Annotated in this window: 13 protein-coding genes; 5 read left to right on the forward strand and 8 right to left on the reverse strand. The window is 34.6% G+C overall.

The genetic code is table 11. From position 1 onward, the window contains the following. Positions 1-4 precede the first annotated feature (4 nt). The 3 genes from BW936_RS05850 (at position 5) to BW936_RS05860 (ending at position 4,108) form a co-directional block, all read left to right on the forward strand. A complete protein-coding gene (locus BW936_RS05850; protein ID WP_076547345.1) occupies positions 5-2,608 on the forward strand; it encodes a BamA/OMP85 family outer membrane protein in 2,604 nt (867 codons plus the stop codon). Positions 2,609-2,711: 103 nt separating this feature from the next. After that, positions 2,712-3,545, forward strand: a complete 834-nt coding sequence (locus tag BW936_RS05855) for an OmpH/Skp family outer membrane protein (RefSeq protein ID WP_076547346.1) — start codon at positions 2,712-2,714, stop codon at positions 3,543-3,545. Between the two features lie 53 nt (positions 3,546-3,598). Continuing rightward, positions 3,599-4,108, forward strand: a complete 510-nt coding sequence (locus BW936_RS05860) for an OmpH/Skp family outer membrane protein (RefSeq protein ID WP_076547347.1) — start codon at positions 3,599-3,601, stop codon at positions 4,106-4,108. A 49-nt stretch (positions 4,109-4,157) separates the two neighbouring features. Here the strand turns inward: BW936_RS05860 and BW936_RS05865 are convergent, their stop codons facing one another. The 4 genes from BW936_RS05865 to gcvP all read right to left on the reverse strand — a co-directional run bounded on the left by BW936_RS05865 (position 4,158) and on the right by gcvP (position 9,627). Beyond that, the gene (locus tag BW936_RS05865; protein ID WP_076547348.1) at positions 4,158-5,012 is read right to left on the reverse strand and encodes a glycosyltransferase family 2 protein; all 855 of its coding nucleotides are present in this window, start codon (positions 5,010-5,012) and stop codon (positions 4,158-4,160) included. Positions 5,013-5,027: 15 nt separating this feature from the next. Beyond that, positions 5,028-5,549 (reverse strand): methyltransferase, encoded by a 522-nt coding sequence (locus BW936_RS05870; protein WP_076547349.1) that lies wholly within the window; start codon positions 5,547-5,549, stop codon positions 5,028-5,030. Positions 5,550-5,551: 2 nt separating this feature from the next. Further along, positions 5,552-6,610, reverse strand: a complete 1,059-nt coding sequence (locus tag BW936_RS05875; RefSeq protein WP_076547350.1) for a 3-oxoacyl-ACP synthase III family protein — start codon at positions 6,608-6,610, stop codon at positions 5,552-5,554. Between the two features lie 164 nt (positions 6,611-6,774). Then, a complete protein-coding gene (gene gcvP, locus BW936_RS05880) occupies positions 6,775-9,627 on the reverse strand; it encodes an aminomethyl-transferring glycine dehydrogenase (RefSeq protein WP_076547351.1) in 2,853 nt (950 codons plus the stop codon). Between the two features lie 129 nt (positions 9,628-9,756). Between gcvP and BW936_RS05885 the strand changes: the two genes are divergently transcribed. Then, positions 9,757-10,590 (forward strand): UbiA prenyltransferase family protein, encoded by an 834-nt coding sequence (locus BW936_RS05885; protein WP_076547352.1) that lies wholly within the window; start codon positions 9,757-9,759, stop codon positions 10,588-10,590. A 219-nt stretch (positions 10,591-10,809) separates the two neighbouring features. Here BW936_RS05885 and BW936_RS05895 read toward each other — a convergent pair whose 3' ends face one another. Further along, positions 10,810-11,364, reverse strand: a complete 555-nt coding sequence (locus BW936_RS05895) for a sigma-70 family RNA polymerase sigma factor (protein WP_076547353.1) — start codon at positions 11,362-11,364, stop codon at positions 10,810-10,812. Between the two features lie 72 nt (positions 11,365-11,436). Between BW936_RS05895 and BW936_RS05900 the strand changes: the two genes are divergently transcribed. After that, a complete protein-coding gene (locus BW936_RS05900) occupies positions 11,437-11,787 on the forward strand; it encodes a rhodanese-like domain-containing protein (RefSeq protein ID WP_076547354.1) in 351 nt (116 codons plus the stop codon). Between the two features lie 26 nt (positions 11,788-11,813). On the opposite strand, the gene BW936_RS05905 is transcribed toward BW936_RS05900, so the two are convergent. From BW936_RS05905 to BW936_RS05915, 3 genes are all read right to left on the reverse strand, one after another. After that, complete coding sequence (locus BW936_RS05905) at positions 11,814-12,212, reverse strand: response regulator (RefSeq protein WP_076547355.1); 399 nt, start codon at positions 12,210-12,212, stop codon at positions 11,814-11,816. A 12-nt stretch (positions 12,213-12,224) separates the two neighbouring features. Next, positions 12,225-16,388, reverse strand: a complete 4,164-nt coding sequence (locus BW936_RS05910; protein ID WP_076547356.1) for a PAS domain-containing protein — start codon at positions 16,386-16,388, stop codon at positions 12,225-12,227. A gap of 462 nt (positions 16,389-16,850) precedes the next feature. Beyond that, entirely contained in the window at positions 16,851-18,869 is a 2,019-nt protein-coding gene (locus BW936_RS05915) for a M3 family metallopeptidase (RefSeq protein ID WP_076547357.1), read from the reverse strand. Positions 18,870-18,916 lie beyond the last annotated feature (47 nt).

Below are 18,916 nucleotides of genomic sequence, written 5' to 3' on the forward strand. Positions count from 1 at the left end.
AGGTATGACCAGACGCATATCATTGAACCACTTTTTAACTACCATTTTATTTTTATTCACCTTTATTGCCGCCGCGCAGGATGCTTCCTACGAGGACGGTAAAAGCTATATTTTAGGGGGATTAGATGTTACTGGACTACAAAGTTATAATGAACAAACAGTTAAAACGTATACAGGGTTAAGAGTAGGGCAGCCTATTACCTTGCCAGGAGAACAAATTAGTGAGGTCATTAAAAAATTATGGGGTCTAGAGCTTTTTAGCGAAATAGATATCTTTATTACCAATATAGAAGAGAATACAGTTTTCTTAGAATTGAATATTATTGAACGCCCAACATTGACCAATGTTAAATTTTATGGTGTAAAAAAAGGTAAAATTGAAGGCTTAATAAAGGATACTGATCTTAAAAAAGGAAAAAAAATAACCGAAAGTTTAATTTCAAACTCGAGAAATTACATCACCAATAAATACAAAAAACAAGGCTATCTAAATGCTGATGTTACTATAGCTACGGCTAAAGATACTATTGACGGTAATACCCGTAGTATGGTGGTAAATGTCAATAAAGGTGATAAAGTAAAAATTCGTGATATTATATTTGAGGGTAATGAACAGTTGTCAGACAAGAAATTACGCAAAGCTTTAAAAAGTACAAAACAGAAAAAATTTGGTCGTTTCTGGAAAAAATCAAAATACATACAAGAAGATTACGAAGAAGATCTTGGTTTGTTGGTTGATAAATTTGCAGAAAATGGTTATCGTGATGCAAGGGTAATTTCAGATTCTGTAATTAAAGTCGATGAGAATAATATCGATTTAAAGATAAAAGTAGAAGAGGGCGATAAATATTATTTTGGTAATATTGATTTCGTAGGTAATACTGTATATACGGACCGTCAATTAAATCAGGTTTTGGGTATTAAGAAAGGTGATACCTATAACGGTGTATTATTGCGTGAAAGAATAGCGGATAATTCTCAGCCAGAGCCTAATGATGTTACTAGTTTATATCAAAATAATGGCTATTTGTTCTCTACTATAAATCCTGTAGAGATTTCAGCGGCCAATGATACCATTGATTTTGAAATAAGAATTATTGAAGGTAAGGAAACATTCTTGAGCCATGTTACCGTTTCTGGTAACGATAAAACTAATGACCACGTTATCTTTAGAGAACTACGTACAAGACCGGGTCAAAAGTATAATAAGGCAGATATTATTAGAAGTATTCGTGAATTAGGTCAACTTGGCTTTTTTGATGCGGAACAAATTACGCCAGATGTTTTAAACGCAAACCCTAACGAGGGTACGGTTGATTTAGCTTGGAGCCTGGTGGAATCTGGTTCAAGTCAGATAGAATTGCAAGGAGGTTATGGCGGTGGCGGTTTCATTGGTACATTGGGACTTTCATTTAGTAACTTCTCCATTCAAAATTTATTTAAGGGTGAAAAGTACAAACCGGTACCTATGGGTGATGGACAAACTTTTGCTTTACGTTTACAAGCAAGTCAGACTTATAGGGTGTATAGCCTAAACTTTGCAGAGCCATGGTTGGGTGGAAAAAAACCGGTACGTTTTAATTTAAGCATGTCAAGAACACAACAGTTTGCGGCTTCATATGATAGTAGTGGTGATATTGATATTAATAAGGACCAACAGTTCTCTATTACCGGTATCACAGCAGGTTTAGCAAAACGTGTTCAATGGCCAGATGATTTCTTTACCATTTCTCACTCGCTTAGTTACCAGTTATATGATTTTAGAAACTATAATATAGGTTTGTTTAATTTTGGTGATGGTAAAGCAAATTCATTGGCTTATACATTTGGGATCTCTAGAAATGCAACCCAAGGTGGTCGCATTTTCCCAAGAGGGGGGTCTAACTTTGAAGTAAGTGCAAAATTTACACCGCCATGGTCTTTATTTAGCAACAAAGATTTTAGAGGGTTAAAGAATAGGTCTGAAGAATTGGAGGAAAAAAAGAATTCAGTCGGTGTAACTTCATTAGAGCAAAATGAATTGGAAGATTTGGATCAAGAACGTTTTAGGCTTCTAGAATATTATAAAGTTAAATTTAAAGGAGATTGGTATACTACTTTGGTAGATAAATTGGTGTTGCGTAGTAATGCTGAATTTGGTTTCTTAGGTAGTTATAACAGCGCTGTAGGTAATGTGCCTTTTGAAAGATTTTATGTTGGTGGTGATGGTCTAGGTAACTTTACTTTAGATGGTAGGGATGTAGTTCAATTAAGGGGTTATGACAACCAATCTATTACGCCATATTCAGAAGGTGCAACTTCACCAGATGGTGCCTTGGTTTATAATAAGTTCTCTTTAGAATTGCGATATCCGTTGACTTTAAAGCCTTCTGCTTCTATTTATGGACTAGCCTTTTTAGAAGGTGGTAATGCCTTCAACAATTTTCAAGACTTTAATCCGTTTGAATTAAAACGATCGGCCGGTGTGGGGCTGCGTATCTTTATGCCAGCATTTGGTTTGTTAGGTATTGATTTTGGTTACGGATTCGATGAGGATCTAGTTCCTGCTTCTGCAGGACAAGGACCAAGCGGATGGCAAACACACTTCATTATTGGTCAACAGTTTTAATTTTTATTGAATTATAATATTCGTGCTTATTGCTAATCCTTTAGTTTTTAAAGATTTAGTATTTTTGGCACGATATTTTCTATAGGATTAAACGATATTAACAATGAGTGCAAAAAGAAAATTTTTAATACTAGTTTCGGTCTTCTTCATGACAATACAAGGTTTTGCCCAGAGAGGGGTGAGGATGGCTTACGTAGATATGGAGTACATTTTACAAAATGTAGATGAGTATAGAGAGGCAACAGAGCAATTAGAAACTAAAGTACAGCGTTGGAAGGTAGAAGTTGAGCAAAAGCAAAGTGTTGTGGAGCAAATGAAAAAAGATTTAATGGCAGAAAAAGTGTTGTTAACTCCAGAACTTATAGCTGAGCGTGAAGAGGAAATTCAAATTTTGGAACGTGAAATGATAGAGTATCAACAAGATCGTTTTGGGCCACAAGGAGATTTGGTATTGCAAAAAAGAAGGTTAATACAACCTATACAAGATCAAGTGTTCAATGAGGTGCAAAAAATTGGCGCCAATAAAAAGTATGATTTTATTTTTGATAAATCTGCGGATGTTGTAATGTTGTATTCAGAAAAAAGACACGACATCAGTGATTTGGTGTTAAGAGGTATTGCTAGAACAAGAAAAATTAGCAAACCAACGAAAAAATCAGATAATCGTAGTAGATTAGATGATTTTGAAGGAGAAGAGGAAGAAGTAGTCAGTGAGGCTTTGCAGGAGCGTTTAGATAAAGCGACCCAAGCGGCTAAAACTAGAGAGAAAAGTGCGGCAGATGCAAAAGCGGAGCAATTAAAATTGCGTGAAGAACGTAAAAAAGCATACGAAGAAAGAAGAAAAAAACTGTTGGAAGAGCGTGAAACTAAAAGACAAGAAAAATTAAGAGAAAGAAATAGCGATACCGAAAAAGATGATAATAGCGGTACTATTTAAATAGGTTTAATAGCCATAAAAATTAACACTCAATTAGAATTAAAATTACACTCATGAAACAAGTAAAACAAATTGTGGTAGCCTTATTGTTGTTCGTAGCAACGACAAGTTTTGTAAATGCCCAAAGTAAGGTAGCTCATATAGATGTTACTCAATTATTATCTGCAATGCCAGAAATGAAATCTGCAGAAGCTGAACTTAAGAAATTACAAGAAACTTACAATGCGGATATTCAAGCTTCAATGACAGAATTGCGTAATAAGTATACGCAATACCAAAATGAAGCAGCATCAAAGTCGAAAGAAGAAAATGAAAAAAGAGCTGTAGAATTGCAAGGTTTCGAAAAGAATATTGGTGATGCACAACAAGCTGCTCAACAAGAATTTCAAAAGAAACAAGCCGAGTTGTTTGCTCCTATTTCTGAAAAAGCTAAAGCGGCTATAGAAAAAGTGGCGGCAGCACAAGGTTTTGACTACGTTATTGATGCGCAAGCAGGTGGTGGTCTTATCGTAGCAAAAGGTAAAGACCTTTTAGCTGATGTTAAAAAACAATTAGGTTTCTAAATAGAATCTAATGAAATACTAGAAAAGCCATCTGTTAAGATGGCTTTTTTTATGCTTTAATTTTTCTTTTAATATTTGTCCAACGAAGATTTCTTATAAATTTACCTTGAGCTTGGTTTACTAGGTACGGGGTTTTGTTCTTTGCAGCGTTTAGATATCCTGCCATGTTGTTCCAGAATGATAATATAGATTTGTTTTTCAAAGCCATTTTAAGAGATGCAATACAGGTAATTACGAATCCGTAGCGCATGGTATACATTGCTTTACCTTGTAGTTTCTTTGCTTTTTTGTTATAACTTCTTCCGGTAGGCCTTAGGTGCTTAACTTTTAGTGTGCCGTCTGTACGTAATTTAAAGCCATAATACTTCGCTAAGAGCTCATCTATAGTGTCCCATCCCATAGCGTTCTTGAGTCCTCCAATCGTTTTAAAACAAGCTCTGGAGTAGGCTTTAATGGCTCCTCTAACATGGTCCTTGTCCATTGGGTGATTTAAAGCCCATTCACCAGCATTATTTTGCTCATAAATAAATCCTCCGGCAATACCCAATTTTTCATCAGTTCTAAAATGATTGCTTATGATTTCAAAGTAGTTGGATGGTAAAATTACATCGGCATCTAGTTTTACAATAAATTCAAAGTTATCATCTAAAAGTTTTAAACCTTTGTGGAAGGCATTAATCACTTTGCTGCCCGGCAGGTGTTGAGTAGAAGATGTAGTATTTAACTTTTTAAATAAAATGCTTTTAGCGCAGTATGCATCAATTATAAATTCTGTACGGTCCGTAGAGTGGTCATTGACAAGAATAACCTTCTTAGGGGGTAATGTTTGTTGTTGAATAGAGTCAAGAGTGCTTTTTAAAAAAGCCTCTTCATTATGTATAGGAATAACTATGTAGTAATCCATTTTAGATATCGTCTCTTATTTTCTGGTGGCGTACACAATATAATATCTAGGTGTAAATAAGCGAAGCAAGGGCCTGAAACCTAATTTATTTACGGGATTGGTCCATTTCATGGAGTCTTGAATTTCCCAGCCGGCTTTCTCTAATAACCAATTAAACTGCCAATCTTCAAATTCATGGTAATGCCTGTCCCATTTGTCCGTTTTGCTTCTGTATGCGGGCGAGAACCATAGTTTTAGAGGAATACTGGCCACAAGTTTTTTTGATTTTGAATTAGATAGAAGGTGTAACGGAGCTAATAGGTGTTCACATATTTCAAATGCCGTCATTACCTCTGCATCAGAATTGATTACGGTGCTGATGTCTATATCTAAATCTTCTCCGTTTGTGTTGGTTACTTGATAGCCGTCTTTTTGCATTATTTTCGTAAACGGATTCTCTACACCTAAATCTAAAATAGACTCATTGGTGTTGATGTGTTTACGTAAAAATTGTAATGTATGCTCGTAGCGTTTGTTCGGAAAAGTGTTTTCGTACATGTTTAAATTCTATATACCATTGCATTGACGTTCATTCCGGCGCCAACACTAGCAAAGATAACAACATCTCCCTTTTTAATTTCCTGATTTTCTAATTTACCGTCCTTTACCAAATCAAAAAGAGTAGGTATGGTAGCAACAGAGCTGTTGCCTAACTTGGAAATACTCATAGGCATAATGCCTTCTGGCATTTTTTTGCCATATATTTTGTAGAAGCGTTTTACTATTGCTTCATCCATTTTTTCATTTGCTTGGTGAATAAATATCTTTTTCACCTCATCTATATTAATGCCGCTATTATCTAGGCATGATGCCATTGCAGTAGGTACGTGGGTTACGGCAAATTCATAAATTTTTCTACCGAGCATTTTTATATAGTATGCCTTTTTTTTATCGTCTTTATTATAAGACTCTCCAAAGAAAAGGAAGTTGGCCTCATCATTGGCATAGGTTGCAGATTCATGTGCAATAATTTCGCCACCATCATTGGATTCTTCTACAATAGCAGCACCTGCACCATCAGAATAGATCATAGAGTCGCGATCATTATCATCAACAATTCTTGATAATGTTTCAGCGCCGATCACCAAGCATTTTTTTGCGATACCACTTTTAATAAATGCGTTGGCTTGGATCATCCCTTCAACCCAACCTGGGCAGCCAAAAATTAAGTCGTAAGCAACACATTTTGGGTTCTTTATTTGTAACTGGTGCTTTACTCTAGTGGCTAAACTTGGTAGGGTGTCACCTTGAATATAACCATCTTTTAAATCACCAAAATTATGGGCTACAATGATATAGTCTATGGTTTCTTTGTCTACTTTGGCATTTTCAATAGCTTTCTCTGCAGCGAAAAATGCTAAGTTAGATGTTGTGTATTCTTTAGGAGCATATCGCCTTTCTTCAATACCCGTTATAGCTTTGAATTTCTCAATGATAACCTCGTTGCTATATTGGAAAGAAGTGCCGTCTAAATTTAAAAAATTATGGTTATTAAAATCTGCGTTAGAAATTTTTAAGTCAGGAATATAACTTCCTGTTCCCGTAATTGATATGCTCATTTTTAACTTTTGAATTGTAACCGAAATATAAGTAAACTGTAGAAATATTATATGCACGCATACTATAGTTTACGACGGTCAAGGTATTTTTGATTTAAAAATAGGAGAATAAAAAAAGCCTTTTCTAAATGTTGAAAAGGCTTTATTATATGGCTTTAGGGCTGTTATTCAGTTTCCATATACGCTTCTATAGGGGCGCATGTGCAAATTAAATTACGGTCTCCATATGCATCGTCAACTCTGCGTACAGATGGCCAAAATTTATTTTCCGAAATGTATGGTAATGGAAAAGTGGCTTTTTGTCTTGAGTATGGGTATTGCCAATCATCTGTAGTGGCCATTTCTAAAGTATGAGGAGCATTTTTAAGAACATTATTGGGCTCGTCAATAGTAGAATTGTCAATTTCTGTACGAATGGAAATCATAGCTTCACAGAACCTGTCTAATTCGGCTAAATTCTCACTTTCTGTAGGCTCTATCATTACGGTACCCGCAACAGGAAAAGACACGGTAGGTGCGTGAAAACCATAATCCATAAGTCGCTTTGCAATATCTGTAACCTCAATACCATTTTTCTTGAAAGGCCTGCAATCCAAAATCATTTCATGGGCAGCTCTTCCTTTTTCACCAGTGTATAATACATCAAACTTGCCTTCAAGTTTATGTTTTATGTAATTGGCGTTAAGAATTGCGGTTTTTGTTGATTGGGTCAGGCCTGGCTCTCCCAGCATTTTTATATATCCGTAAGAAATAAGGCAAACTAATGAGCTGCCCCATGGTGCTGCTGATATTGCTGTGATCGCATCTTCGCCGCCAGTTGATATTACCGGGTTACTTGGTAAAAACGGTACCAATTGTGGGGCAACACAAATTGGACCAACACCAGGTCCGCCACCACCATGCGGTATGGCAAAAGTTTTATGTAGGTTCAAGTGGCAAACATCTGCGCCAATAGTTGCAGGGTTGGTTAAGCCTACTTGTGCATTCATGTTGGCGCCATCCATATACACTTGTCCGCCATGGTCATGTATTAACTTTGTAATTTGCTTGATAGACGACTCAAATACACCATGTGTAGATGGGTATGTTACCATTAATGCAGCTAAATTGTCTGAATGCAATTTTGCTTTTTCCTCAAGATCCGCAACATCAATATTTCCTTTTTCATCGGTTTTGGTAACTACAACTTTCATACCCGCCATTACAGCGGAAGCCGGATTGGTACCGTGAGCGGAAGAAGGGATCAAGCATATATTTCTTTCAGATTCTCCTCTAGATGCATGATATGCTCTTATGACCATCAATCCTGCATATTCCCCTTGTGCTCCAGAATTTGGTTGCAATGATGTATCTGCAAAACCTGTTATTACAGAAAGATCTTTTGCAAGTTCTCTTAGTATGGTTTGGTATCCTTCTGCTTGATCAACTGGTACAAATGGGTGAATATTGCCCCAATTAGACGAACTTAACGGTAGCATTTCACTGGCCGCATTTAATTTCATGGTGCAACTTCCCAAAGAAATCATACTGTGGTTTAGAGCTAAATCTTTACGCTCTAGTTTTTTAATATAACGCATTAATTCAGTCTCTGAATGATATGAATTAAATACCTTGTTTTCCATAAAAGTGCTGGTACGTTGCACATTATTTGGAATTGAGGTTGTGTTTAATAAATTTGTTATTTCTGACGAGGTTTTACCAAGTGCTTCAGAGAATATGGATAGAATTTGGTTTAGGTCATATAGAGAAGTTGCTTCATTGACCGCAATTGAGATAGTGTCGTTATCTATGTAATAGAAATTCACTTCATTTGCTTCGGCAATTGGACGTATTTTTTTAGCATTTGCTTTGACCGTTATAGTATCGAAATAAGCTGAGTTTGTTTGATAAATGCCTAAATTTTCAAGGGCATCAACTAAAGTAACCGCTGTGGCATGAATTTTTGATGCTATATATTTTAATCCTTTTGGGCCGTGGTATACCCCATACATTCCCGCCATTACGGCTAGCAATACTTGCGCTGTGCAAATGTTAGAAGTAGCCTTGTCTCTTTTTATATGTTGCTCTCTGGTTTGTAAGGCCATTCTCAAAGCAGGCTTACCGTCAGTGTCCTTTGTTAGGCCAATTATTCTTCCTGGAATATTTCTTTTAAATTCTTCTTTAGTAGCAAAGAATGCTGCGTGCGGACCACCATAGCCAAGTGGAATACCAAAACGTTGCGTAGTACCAACAACTACATCTACACCAAAATCTCCGGGAGGAGTTAATAATACCAAGCTCATGATATCTGCAGCTACGGCTACCTTAATGCCATTATCTTTTGCTTTGGCTACAAAACCGGCATAATCATATACTTGACCGTATTTACCAGGATACTGTAATAAAGCGCCGTAAAAACCTGAACTGAGGTCAAACTCTTCATGGTTTCCTATTACCAATTCAATTCCTAAGGGAATAGATCGTGTTTTTAATAGTGATAAAGTTTGTGGTAAAATCTCTTCCGAAACAAAGAATTTTACTATAGCATTCTTTTTCTGATCACGGCTTCTGACATCAAAAAGCATGGTCATAGCTTCGGCAGCTGCCGTACTTTCATCAAGTAGTGAAGAATTGGCCAATTCCATACCTGTTAAATCAGAAACAATGGTTTGGAAGTTTAATAAGGCTTCTAATCTACCTTGTGCTATTTCAGCTTGATATGGTGTATAAGCGGTGTACCAACCCGGATTTTCAAGAATATTTCTTTTAATTACGGACGGTATTAAACTTTCATGGTATCCTAAACCAATATAAGTTTTAAAAATTTTATTCTTTTTAGATAGGGCCTCTGTGTGTGCAAGAAACTTATGCTCACTCATCGCTGGGTCTAGTTTTAAAGGCTCTTTTAGGCGAATATGTTCTGGTATGGTCTCATAAATAAGTTGTTCTAGATTTTCAACACCAACAGTGTTGAACATGGTATTTAAATCTTCTTCCCTAATGCCGATATGGCGTAATGCAAACACGTCCGTCTTCATAGATACTATTGTTATATAATGTGCAAAATTACCACTTTTATGTGTTTTAATTAGTGTTGCGAGATGCTCATATCTTGAAAGTTTTTAACCAAAACATAAGGTTATAAACACTTTAACTACTTTTGTTTAATGGCCCTGCTCAAAAAGATTTTCGATTTTTATCTTGATGCTAGTATTCATGTTGCTTTGGCAATATTTAGTTTAGTTCATGTTACGGCACTTACTTTAGACATAAACGTACCTATTGAGCTTTATTTTTTTATTTTTTTTGGATCTATTAGCTGTTATAATTTTGTAAAATTTGGAGTAGAGGCACAGAAATATATTCTTGTGGTTAATACCTATCATAAAAACATTCAGTTTTTTAGTTTTGGTTGTCTATTAGTTGCCGGTTATCAGTTGTTTTTTCTGCCGGAAAGGGTAATGGTAGGCCTCTTTGTTCTCACGGCAATTACAGGGCTTTATGCATTGCCCGTATTGCCCAAGCATAAAAACTTTAGAAGTTTCAGCGGACTAAAAATTTTGATTGTTGCAGCTGTTTGGGCTGGGACGACAGTGGTATTGCCTGCTGTTTCTGAGTTAGATGTTATTTCTTGGAACGTAAAGGTGGAGACCGTGCAGCGCTTTCTTTTTGTGCTGGTGCTTTTAATACCTTTTGAAATTAGAGATTTAAAATACGATAGTCCAGCTCTTAAAACTTTACCACAGCGATTAGGTGTAAGAGGAACAAAAATTATAGGATATGTCTGGGCTATACTTTTTTATATAGCCACTTTTTTGAAAACAGAATTAGAATTTGCTCAAATTATTGTAAAAACTGTTCTAGTCCTAATGGTGATATTAGTAATCTACTTTACGAAAATAAATCAAAAAAAATACTACGCCTCTTTTTGGGTAGAAGCAATACCTTTATTTTGGTGGTTGTTGTTTATTGCGGGTAAGAAGTTCATTATTCTACCTTAGTAAATAGTTCTTTCATTTTCTTTTTTTCTTCATCAGATAAAATAGATAACCGCGCTTGGTTGCATAATGAAGTTAATTTTACATTGTTTTTACTGTGATTTGCACAGGTTTTACAAAGTAATAAATGGTAATTTAACTTCATTCTTTCCCATAAGGATGCTTCTTTATACTGAGCTTTATCGCAAATAATTACCGCCTTTTTACATGAAATCATCATAATTAAAACCAATTTTGATTTAAACAATTCATTAAGCCAGTTCTGGCTCTATGTATCATTACCCATAGATTAGACGCATTAATTCCTAATGTATTACAAATATCTTCAGTTTCCATTCCTTCTATTGTTTTCATGGTGAAAACTTGTGCTTGCTTTTTTGGTAATTTAGAGATGCAATTTTGTATGGCAAGTCCTAATTCTTCATTTTCAAGGGTGTCATTTTCAAAATTACTATTGGGGTCGGCAATGCGTTCTTCTATCCAATCTCCCTCCGCATCGGTCTGTGAGCTATAGCTCATACGTACCTCCGCTTTTCCTTTTTTAGAATTTATTTTACGATAGTGGTCAATGACCTTACGTTTTAGAATTGCAATGAGCCAAGTACGTTCTGCCGCATCACCTTTAAATTTTTTAGCTGATTTTAAACCTGCTATAAAGGTGTCTTGAACAAGGTCTTTTGCAATTTCCGCATCACTTACCCTTGTTACGGCATAGTTAAATAGGTAATCTGCATAGAGATCGACCCACTTGTCTGGATTAAGATTGTTTGTTTCCATTTTTTATTCTGCGCTTCAAAAGTAATAGAATTTTAGTTATTATTTTTATTTTTGGTTACAAACGCTGTTATTATGAGGATTTTACTAGTTGTTTTACTGCTTATAAGTGTTCAATTTACAATAGGGCAAATAGTGTCAAGACCTATTACAGAGTTTACTGGATTTAATGAGTTTACAGAAGTGTTATTGGATGTTAGAACATCGGTAGAATTTAAGGCAGGCTGTATTGATGGGGCGGTAAACATTGATTGGTTATCAAATCAATTCAATGAAAGAGTGCGGTATTTAGATAAAAATAAAAAGATTTATGTGTATTGCAAAAAAGGAGGAAGAAGCATAAAATCTCAAAAAAGGTTAGCTGAGCTCGGTTTTAAAAATGTTGTTAACTTAGAAGGTGGTTATGATGCTTTTTTAATGAAATAATACCTTATGAATTACTAATCAAGTATTTATAATTCTGCTAAAATCTTTGTTAATTGGGTGTCTCTAATTGGTTTTATAATGTAATCAGTTACTTCTTTTATCTTTTTAGTCTTTTCAAAGTCAACTAAGTCTACGGAAGAAGATAAGATGTAAATAGTAATATTTTTAGTGATTTTTGGTATTAAATCAATGTATTCGTCCATAAATTTATACCCATCCATAACTGGCATATTAACGTCTAAAAAAATAATATCGGGTAATATGCTGTGGTTATCCTTGTTTTCTTTAAAAAAAGTCATTGCTTCTGCGCCATCGGTAAAGGAGATGATCCGGTCTACAGTTTTGTGCGCTTGCAAGGTGTGGAATATGGTATATTGAAAAACCTCATCATCATCTATTACGCAAACCTTAATATTATTGTCCATTTTTAGATTTGTTTAATTTAAAGTGATATAAAAAGTTGTTCCTATGTTTACTTCGCTAGCTACTGAAATGGTTCCGCCCATTGATGTAATTTGGGCTTTTGTTAAAAATAATCCAATTCCCCTTGCTTCTGGATGTTTGTGAAAAACTTTGTTTAGCCCAAATATTTTTTGCCCGTGCATTTTCATATTTATCCCTAGTCCATTATCCTTGAACTCTAAATGTGTTGTTCCATTAATCATTTTTGAAGATATAAAAATTTCAGGCACTCTATCAGGTGACTTATATTTTAAAGAATTACTAACTAAGTTAAGAAAAATACTTTCTAAATAGATAGGATTGTATTTTACATTTTTAGCTTTCGTGAAATTACTAGTTATACGGGCTTTTGTTTCTATTAATTCTGCGGCTAAAATTTCTTTGGTCTTGAGTAAAGTTTTGTCAAAAGAGAGTTCTTCTTTGATGACAGCGGTATTATGTTTTAGGGTTATCGTTTCTATTAAGGCATTCAGTGTTTCTGTTAAATGATCTATTACGATTTCAAACTTTTCAAATATCTCAATCTTAGCATGTTCATTATCGGTTTTTTTGTATATGTGTAAGAGGGCGTTTAAGTTACTGACCGGAGAACGTAAATTATGTGAAGTAATATGATTGAATTCTGCAAGTTGTTCATTTTTTGAAGTTAAGGTCATGGTTGACTTTTCTAAGCTTCTATTGGTGTCTAGAATTTTTTGTTGAGCTTCTATTTGTTCTGTAATGTCCTGACTTGAGCCTATGAGTTCTATAACATTACCTTCCTTGTCTAGTATAACCTCCCCAATTATCTTAATTGTTCTTATTGACTTATCATCTTTTACGATACGGTGATGAAATTTATTAAATTGTTTTGTGTCAATAATTCTTTGACCTAGTTCAATAACTTTATCACGATCAGCTGGATGTACTCGTTTTAAATACGTGTCAAAATCCGGTCTTGTTTCTTCGTTAAAATCTAAAATCTTTAATAAATTTTCAGATTTCTCCAGATTATCGTTGATGATATCCCATTTCCAATGACCTATACTAGATAATTGCTCGGCAAAATTTAGTAGTTGATTTTTTTCTAACAAATCTTGTTCTCGCTTTATGCGATCCGTAACATCTTGTGTTGTGCCAACAATTTCTATGATATTTCCGTTTTGATCTTTTGTGATTTCGGCTAGTAACTCTAAAGATCGTATAATGCCGTGACTCTTTATAATACGAAATGTTAGGGTTTTGTCACTATTATTGGTGTTAAGAATTTCTTTGATGAATTGATTTACTTTTTCAATATCATCTAAATGTACTTTGGATAAAAATAGTTCGGTAGTTATTGTGGAGTGTAACGCTATCCCATAAATTTTATAGAGATTATCTGACCAAGTAGACTCTCCCGTTGCCGGATTCCATTTCCAGGATCCCATCGTGGCTATTTCTTCTGCAATGGAAAGGATATGGTTCTTTTCTTGTATTTGTTTTTTTGCCTTTACCTGGTCGGTAATGTCTTGTGTAGAGCCTATAATTTCAATATTTCCGTCTTTATCCTTAGAGGTTTCACGTCTAACCTCTAATGTCTTTATTTCTCCATTATTTAGAATTATGCGGTAGATATCGTGTTTGTGGTCTATACCTTTAAAAATTTCCTTAATTATCTTTTTTACTCGGTCTAAGTCTGGCGGGTATACACTTGCCAATGCACGTTCAATAGTTACCGCTGATCCAAGTTTAAAGCCATATATCCTATAAAGATTGTCTGACCATTTGTAGATATTTTTTTCAGGCTTCCATTCCCAAGAACCAAGCATAGCCATTTGTTCTGCCATGTTCAGTTGCTGGTTACGCTGTAAAAGCTCTAATTCCTTAATCTTGGTTTCAGTAATATCTTGACAGACCCCGGTCATCTCAATAACTTCTCCCTTATTATTTCGTATGATTTTTCCTATAGATTTAATAATTTTAATTGTGCCGTCAGCTAGTTGTATCCTATAGGTAGATTTTGGAAAACTGCCGCTTTGCATGGCGTTGGTAAGTTTGGTGACTATATGCTCACGGTCTTCTTTGTGAATATAATTTATATAAGTTTCAAAGGTTAAGGGTGCTTCTTTGGGGTGACCATAGATTTCATGTAAATTATCTGACCAAAAAACTTCATTTGTAGGTGTGCTCCACTGCCAATACCCTATTTTTGCCATTCCTTCGGCTATATTTAAACGGTAATTTTTCTTTGATATTTCTAAATCTTTAGTGTGACTTTCGGTGATATCTAAACAAGTGCCAAGTAACTCTTGTAGGCCGTCACTTTTGTTGACGGTAACTTTACCAATAATTTGTATTACTTTGGTTTGGTTGTTTTTTAGCACTATTCTGTGGGTAAAATCATAGAATTTATTATCTTTTATGGATAGGGATACCTTTTCCTTTACAAGCTCTTTATCTTCTGGGTGTATTTTGTCAAAATAAGAATCAAAAGTTAGTTTATCTGTTTTAGGTTGGTCAAACATATGATATAGGTTTTCTGACCAAAAGACGCTGTTTGTAGCTGGTTTATATCTCCAGTAACCCATAGAAGTTAGGTGTTCTGCAAAATTTAGAAGTTGGTTCTTTTCTATTAACTCTTGCTCTATGTTCAGTGTATTGGTTATGTCACGTGCGGTGCCAATTAACTCTTTTTCAGTATTAAGCGTATTGGAGATGATATCTGCGACAATTTCTAAAGTTTTAATACTGCCGTCATTGATTATAATTCTATGAATGAAGGTACACTTGGAATTTGTGTCTTGTACAAATTGCATAGAATCGTCAACAATATGTTTGTCTTCTGGATGAATACGGGTATACAGTATCTCAAAATTCATAGGGATGTTTTTGTCGAAATCCATAATTTCATATAGATTTTCTGACCATTTAAACATGCCTGTGATAGGGTTCCATGACCATGTACCTGCTTTTGATGTTTTTTCGGTTAAACTTAATTGTTGGTGCGTTTGTATTAGTTCAAGTTCTTTATTTATTTTTTTGGAAATATCTTGTGTAGTTCCTATGAGGTATATTACTTGCCCTTTGGCATCTGTAATAGTGTCTGACACTACTTGTACCGTTTTAATAGTACCGTTTTCTAGTTTTATGCGATGAGAAAATGATTGTGATCGATTCTTAGTTATTATTTCATTGAATTTTACCTTTAGAAAATCTAAATCATCTGGATGTGTATATTTTTGTAATACTTTGAAACTTATTTTTGTGCCAAGAGCTATTTCGAAAATTCTATATAGATTATCTGTCCATTTAAATTCATCTATAGAAATATCTAATTGCCATGAACCAATTTTATTAATATTGTTGGTTAGCTTTAATTGTTGGTTTGTTTGTTGAAGTTCCTGTTCTTTAACAATACGATCTGTAATGTCCTGGCAGGTGCCTAGCATAGTAATTACTTCTCCATTTTCATTTGAGATTACTTTACCTATTGTAAACACTGTTTTTATAGTGCCATTTTTCAGCTGAATTTTATAACTACATTCTGGGAATATTTTCGTTTTTAATGCTAGGTCAAATTTTCTGGCTATGGCTTCTCTATCGTCTTCGTGAATATAGCCTAGGTAGACATCATATGATATTGGATTACTTTTTTTATGATCAAAAATCTCATAAAAGTTAGCTGACCATTTTAATTCTCCCGTAATAATATTCCAATTCCAAGAACCTGATTTGGCTAATTTTTCAGCATTGTTTAGTTGATGTTTTAGTTGAAGAATTTCTGGATTTTGATTTCTGTTTTGTGAGATTTCTTTTACTACCCCATATAAACTGGTGCATTGCCCATTTACCATAAAAGGTTGTACTGTTACTTCTAAATGCCGAGAATTGCCTGTTGCAGTTATAATCTCATACATTAATTGGAACGGAGTGCTATGTTCTATAGCATTTTTATGTGCTTGTAGAATTTTTTGTTCTGAAACGTCATTCCTGTAGTTTCCATAGCAATTTTCCATAGTTGGAATGTAATCTAATGGTACTTCGTGAATATGTTTTAAGTTATTGTTCCAGTCAACTAGGTTTGATCTTAAATCGATTTGAAATATAGCCGGCTGGGGTGGTGTATGGAAGGTTTCCAAATGCTGATTTGTGTGTGAAAGAGTGTTCTCTTTACTCATTCTAAAAAGGTATTTAACATCTTTACGAAAAGCCAAGACCGAAAAAGGCTGCCATAAAAGAGTTGTTTTGTGGTTATCTAGTTACAATATAATTATTAAATATTTGATATACAGTACGTTTTGTGACTTTATGAAATCTAAAAGTTTAGGATTTTAGATGAAACTAGTTTATTTATGGGATGTAATGGACGATACCATTTTAATTGCTGTAGGTGTTGAAATATAGGGGTTTAACATTTTTAAAGCAATTAAAAAATTGTTTCAAATAATTCTTTAGAATAGCTAAATTGCCTAAATGTTACTAAAAAATGTATTGATGTTTAAAAGTTGTACTAAATTAACTAAACACTGTTGTTTAATAGGTTTTGTACGGTAATATTTTATAGTAAATAAAAAAAAGGGAGTTGATATTCATCAACTCCCTTTTTCATGATGGTAGCCATTTGGCTTTAAAAGTTAAGATTATAATAATCCAGCGCGTTCCAATAATGCTTCAACCTTAGGTTCTGCTCCTCTAAACCTTTTGTAAAGTATCATAGGGTTTTCAGTGCCGCCTTGTGAAAGTACATTATTCTTAAACTTCGTGGCAACTTCTTTATTGAAAATTCCTTTTTCTTTAAAGTAGGCAAAGGCATCTGCGTCTAAAACTTCTGCCCATTTGTAGCTGTAGTAGCCAGATGAATAACCGCCTTGAAAAATATGGGAGAATGCGGTGCTCATGCACGTTTCTGGGGTTGCTGGGTAAAGATTAGTGCCTTTAAATGCTTCTTCTTCGTGTGCTTTTACGTTGGTAATGCTCGTTGGGTCAATTCCATGCCAAGACATATCCAATAGTCCAAAACTTAATTGTCTTAAGGTTTGCATGCCTTCTTGAAAGGTTGCCGATTCTTTTATTTTTTTAACCAGTTCCATTGGTATGGTTTCTCCGGTTTCGTAATGCTTTGCAAATAACTCTAATGCTTCTTTTTCATAGCACCAGTTTTCTAAAACTTGACTAGGCAATTCTACAAAATCCCAAAAAACAGATGTACCAGAAAGGCTAGGGTAGGTGGTGTTTGCCAGCATACCGTGCAAACCATGACCAAATTCATGGAATAAGGTTGTAACCTCATTAAAAGTTAGTAATGAAGGCTTGCTCTTGGTTGATGGAGTAAAGTTGCATACGTTTGATATATGCGGACGCACATTTTCGTCATTACGCTTCCATTGAGATTTGTAAGATGTCATCCATGCGCCACCACGTTTTCCTGCTCTTGGGTGAAAATCGGCATAGAATAATGAAATAAAGTTTTTATCGATATCATAAACTTTATAGGTTTTTACTTCCTCATGATATTTTTCAATGTCATGAACTTCTTCAAACTGTAAATCGAATAAATTTTCTGCTACTTTAAAAACTCCGTTGATTACATTTTCAAGCTTAAAATATGGTTTCAGTTTTTCATCATCCAAGTTGAATAACTCTTGCTTTAGTTTTTCAGAATAATAGCTACTGTCCCATTTTTCTAAACGGTCAATATGATCTAGTTTTTTAGCGAAATCTTCTAATTGTTTAAACTCACGTTCTGCAGCTGGTTTCGCTTTTTCAAGCAATTCGTTTAAGAAGGAATGTACTTTTTCAGGTGTTTCTGCCATGCGTTCTTCTAGAACAAAATTGGCATGAGTTTTATAGCCTAGGAGCTTTGCTCTCTCAAAACGTAATTTGGCTATTTTTAGCACATTTTCTTGATTGTCCAATTCATCGTTATGAAAAGCTTTGCTGCCAAATGCCAGCGAAAGTTTCTTGCGTAGTTCTCTGTTTTTCGCATATTTCATGAAAGGTATATAGCTTGGGTAATCTAATGTGATCATCCAACCATCTTCCTTGCCTTTGGAAATCGCCAATTGTGCGGCTGCTTCTTTTTCTCCTTCTGGTAATCCGTCTAAATCTGCTTCATCCGTTAGGTGTAGTTGAAATTTATTGGTTTCGGCAAGTACGTTTTCGCCAAAAGTCAAATTTAGTTTAGCAAGTTTAGCATCTATCTCACGTAAACGTTTCTTTTTATCTTCCGATAAATTAGCGCCGTTTCTACTAAAGCTTTTATATTTTTTATCCAAAAGAGTGTTTTGCTCAACAGTAAGGTCCAAATCATCCTTTTGGTCATAAACTGCTTTTACTCTTTTGAATAAATTTTCATTTAAGGTAATATCATTACTAAATTCTGATAATAACGGAGAAATTTCTTGTGCTATTTTTTGTATTTCTTCATTGGTCTCGGCAGAATTTAAATTAAAAAACACGCTAGAAATTCTGTCTAATTGGTGACCTGAAAATTCTAATGCTTCTACAGTGTTTTCAAAAGTAGGAGCTTCGGTGTTATTGGTAATTGCATCAATTTCCGCTCTTGCATCTTCTATAGATTGTAAAAATGCGGGTTTAAAATGCTCGTTTTTTATTTGTGAAAATGGAGCAGTATCGAAAGGGGATAATAATGGATTCATATTTCTAGTATTGAGAAATTAGATTTGAGAATTGAAATTTCTTGTAG

Source organism: Maribacter ulvicola, assembly GCF_900155985.1.
Taxonomy (GTDB): Bacteria; Bacteroidota; Bacteroidia; order Flavobacteriales; family Flavobacteriaceae; genus Maribacter; species Maribacter ulvicola.

Excerpts from the sequence above, each read along its gene's own strand:
- BW936_RS05875 (WP_076547350.1), bottom strand. The coding sequence starts at position 6,610 with ATGAGCATATCAATTACGGGAACAGGAAGTTATATTCCTGACTTAAAA.
- BW936_RS05895 (WP_076547353.1), bottom strand. The coding sequence starts at position 11,364 with ATGGAAACAAACAATCTTAATCCAGACAAGTGGGTCGATCTCTATGCA.
- BW936_RS05900 (WP_076547354.1), top strand. The coding sequence starts at position 11,437 with ATGAGGATTTTACTAGTTGTTTTACTGCTTATAAGTGTTCAATTTACA.
- BW936_RS05915 (WP_076547357.1), bottom strand. The coding sequence starts at position 18,869 with ATGAATCCATTATTATCCCCTTTCGATACTGCTCCATTTTCACAAATA.
- BW936_RS05910 (WP_076547356.1), bottom strand. The coding sequence starts at position 16,388 with ATGAGTAAAGAGAACACTCTTTCACACACAAATCAGCATTTGGAAACC.
- BW936_RS05865 (WP_076547348.1), bottom strand. The coding sequence starts at position 5,012 with ATGGATTACTACATAGTTATTCCTATACATAATGAAGAGGCTTTTTTA.
- BW936_RS05855 (WP_076547346.1), top strand. The coding sequence starts at position 2,712 with ATGAGTGCAAAAAGAAAATTTTTAATACTAGTTTCGGTCTTCTTCATG.
- BW936_RS05905 (WP_076547355.1), bottom strand. The coding sequence starts at position 12,212 with ATGGACAATAATATTAAGGTTTGCGTAATAGATGATGATGAGGTTTTT.
- BW936_RS05870 (WP_076547349.1), bottom strand. The coding sequence starts at position 5,549 with ATGTACGAAAACACTTTTCCGAACAAACGCTACGAGCATACATTACAA.
- BW936_RS05885 (WP_076547352.1), top strand. The coding sequence starts at position 9,757 with ATGGCCCTGCTCAAAAAGATTTTCGATTTTTATCTTGATGCTAGTATT.
- BW936_RS05850 (WP_076547345.1), top strand. The coding sequence starts at position 5 with ATGACCAGACGCATATCATTGAACCACTTTTTAACTACCATTTTATTT.
- gcvP (WP_076547351.1), bottom strand. The coding sequence starts at position 9,627 with ATGAAGACGGACGTGTTTGCATTACGCCATATCGGCATTAGGGAAGAA.
- BW936_RS05860 (WP_076547347.1), top strand. The coding sequence starts at position 3,599 with ATGAAACAAGTAAAACAAATTGTGGTAGCCTTATTGTTGTTCGTAGCA.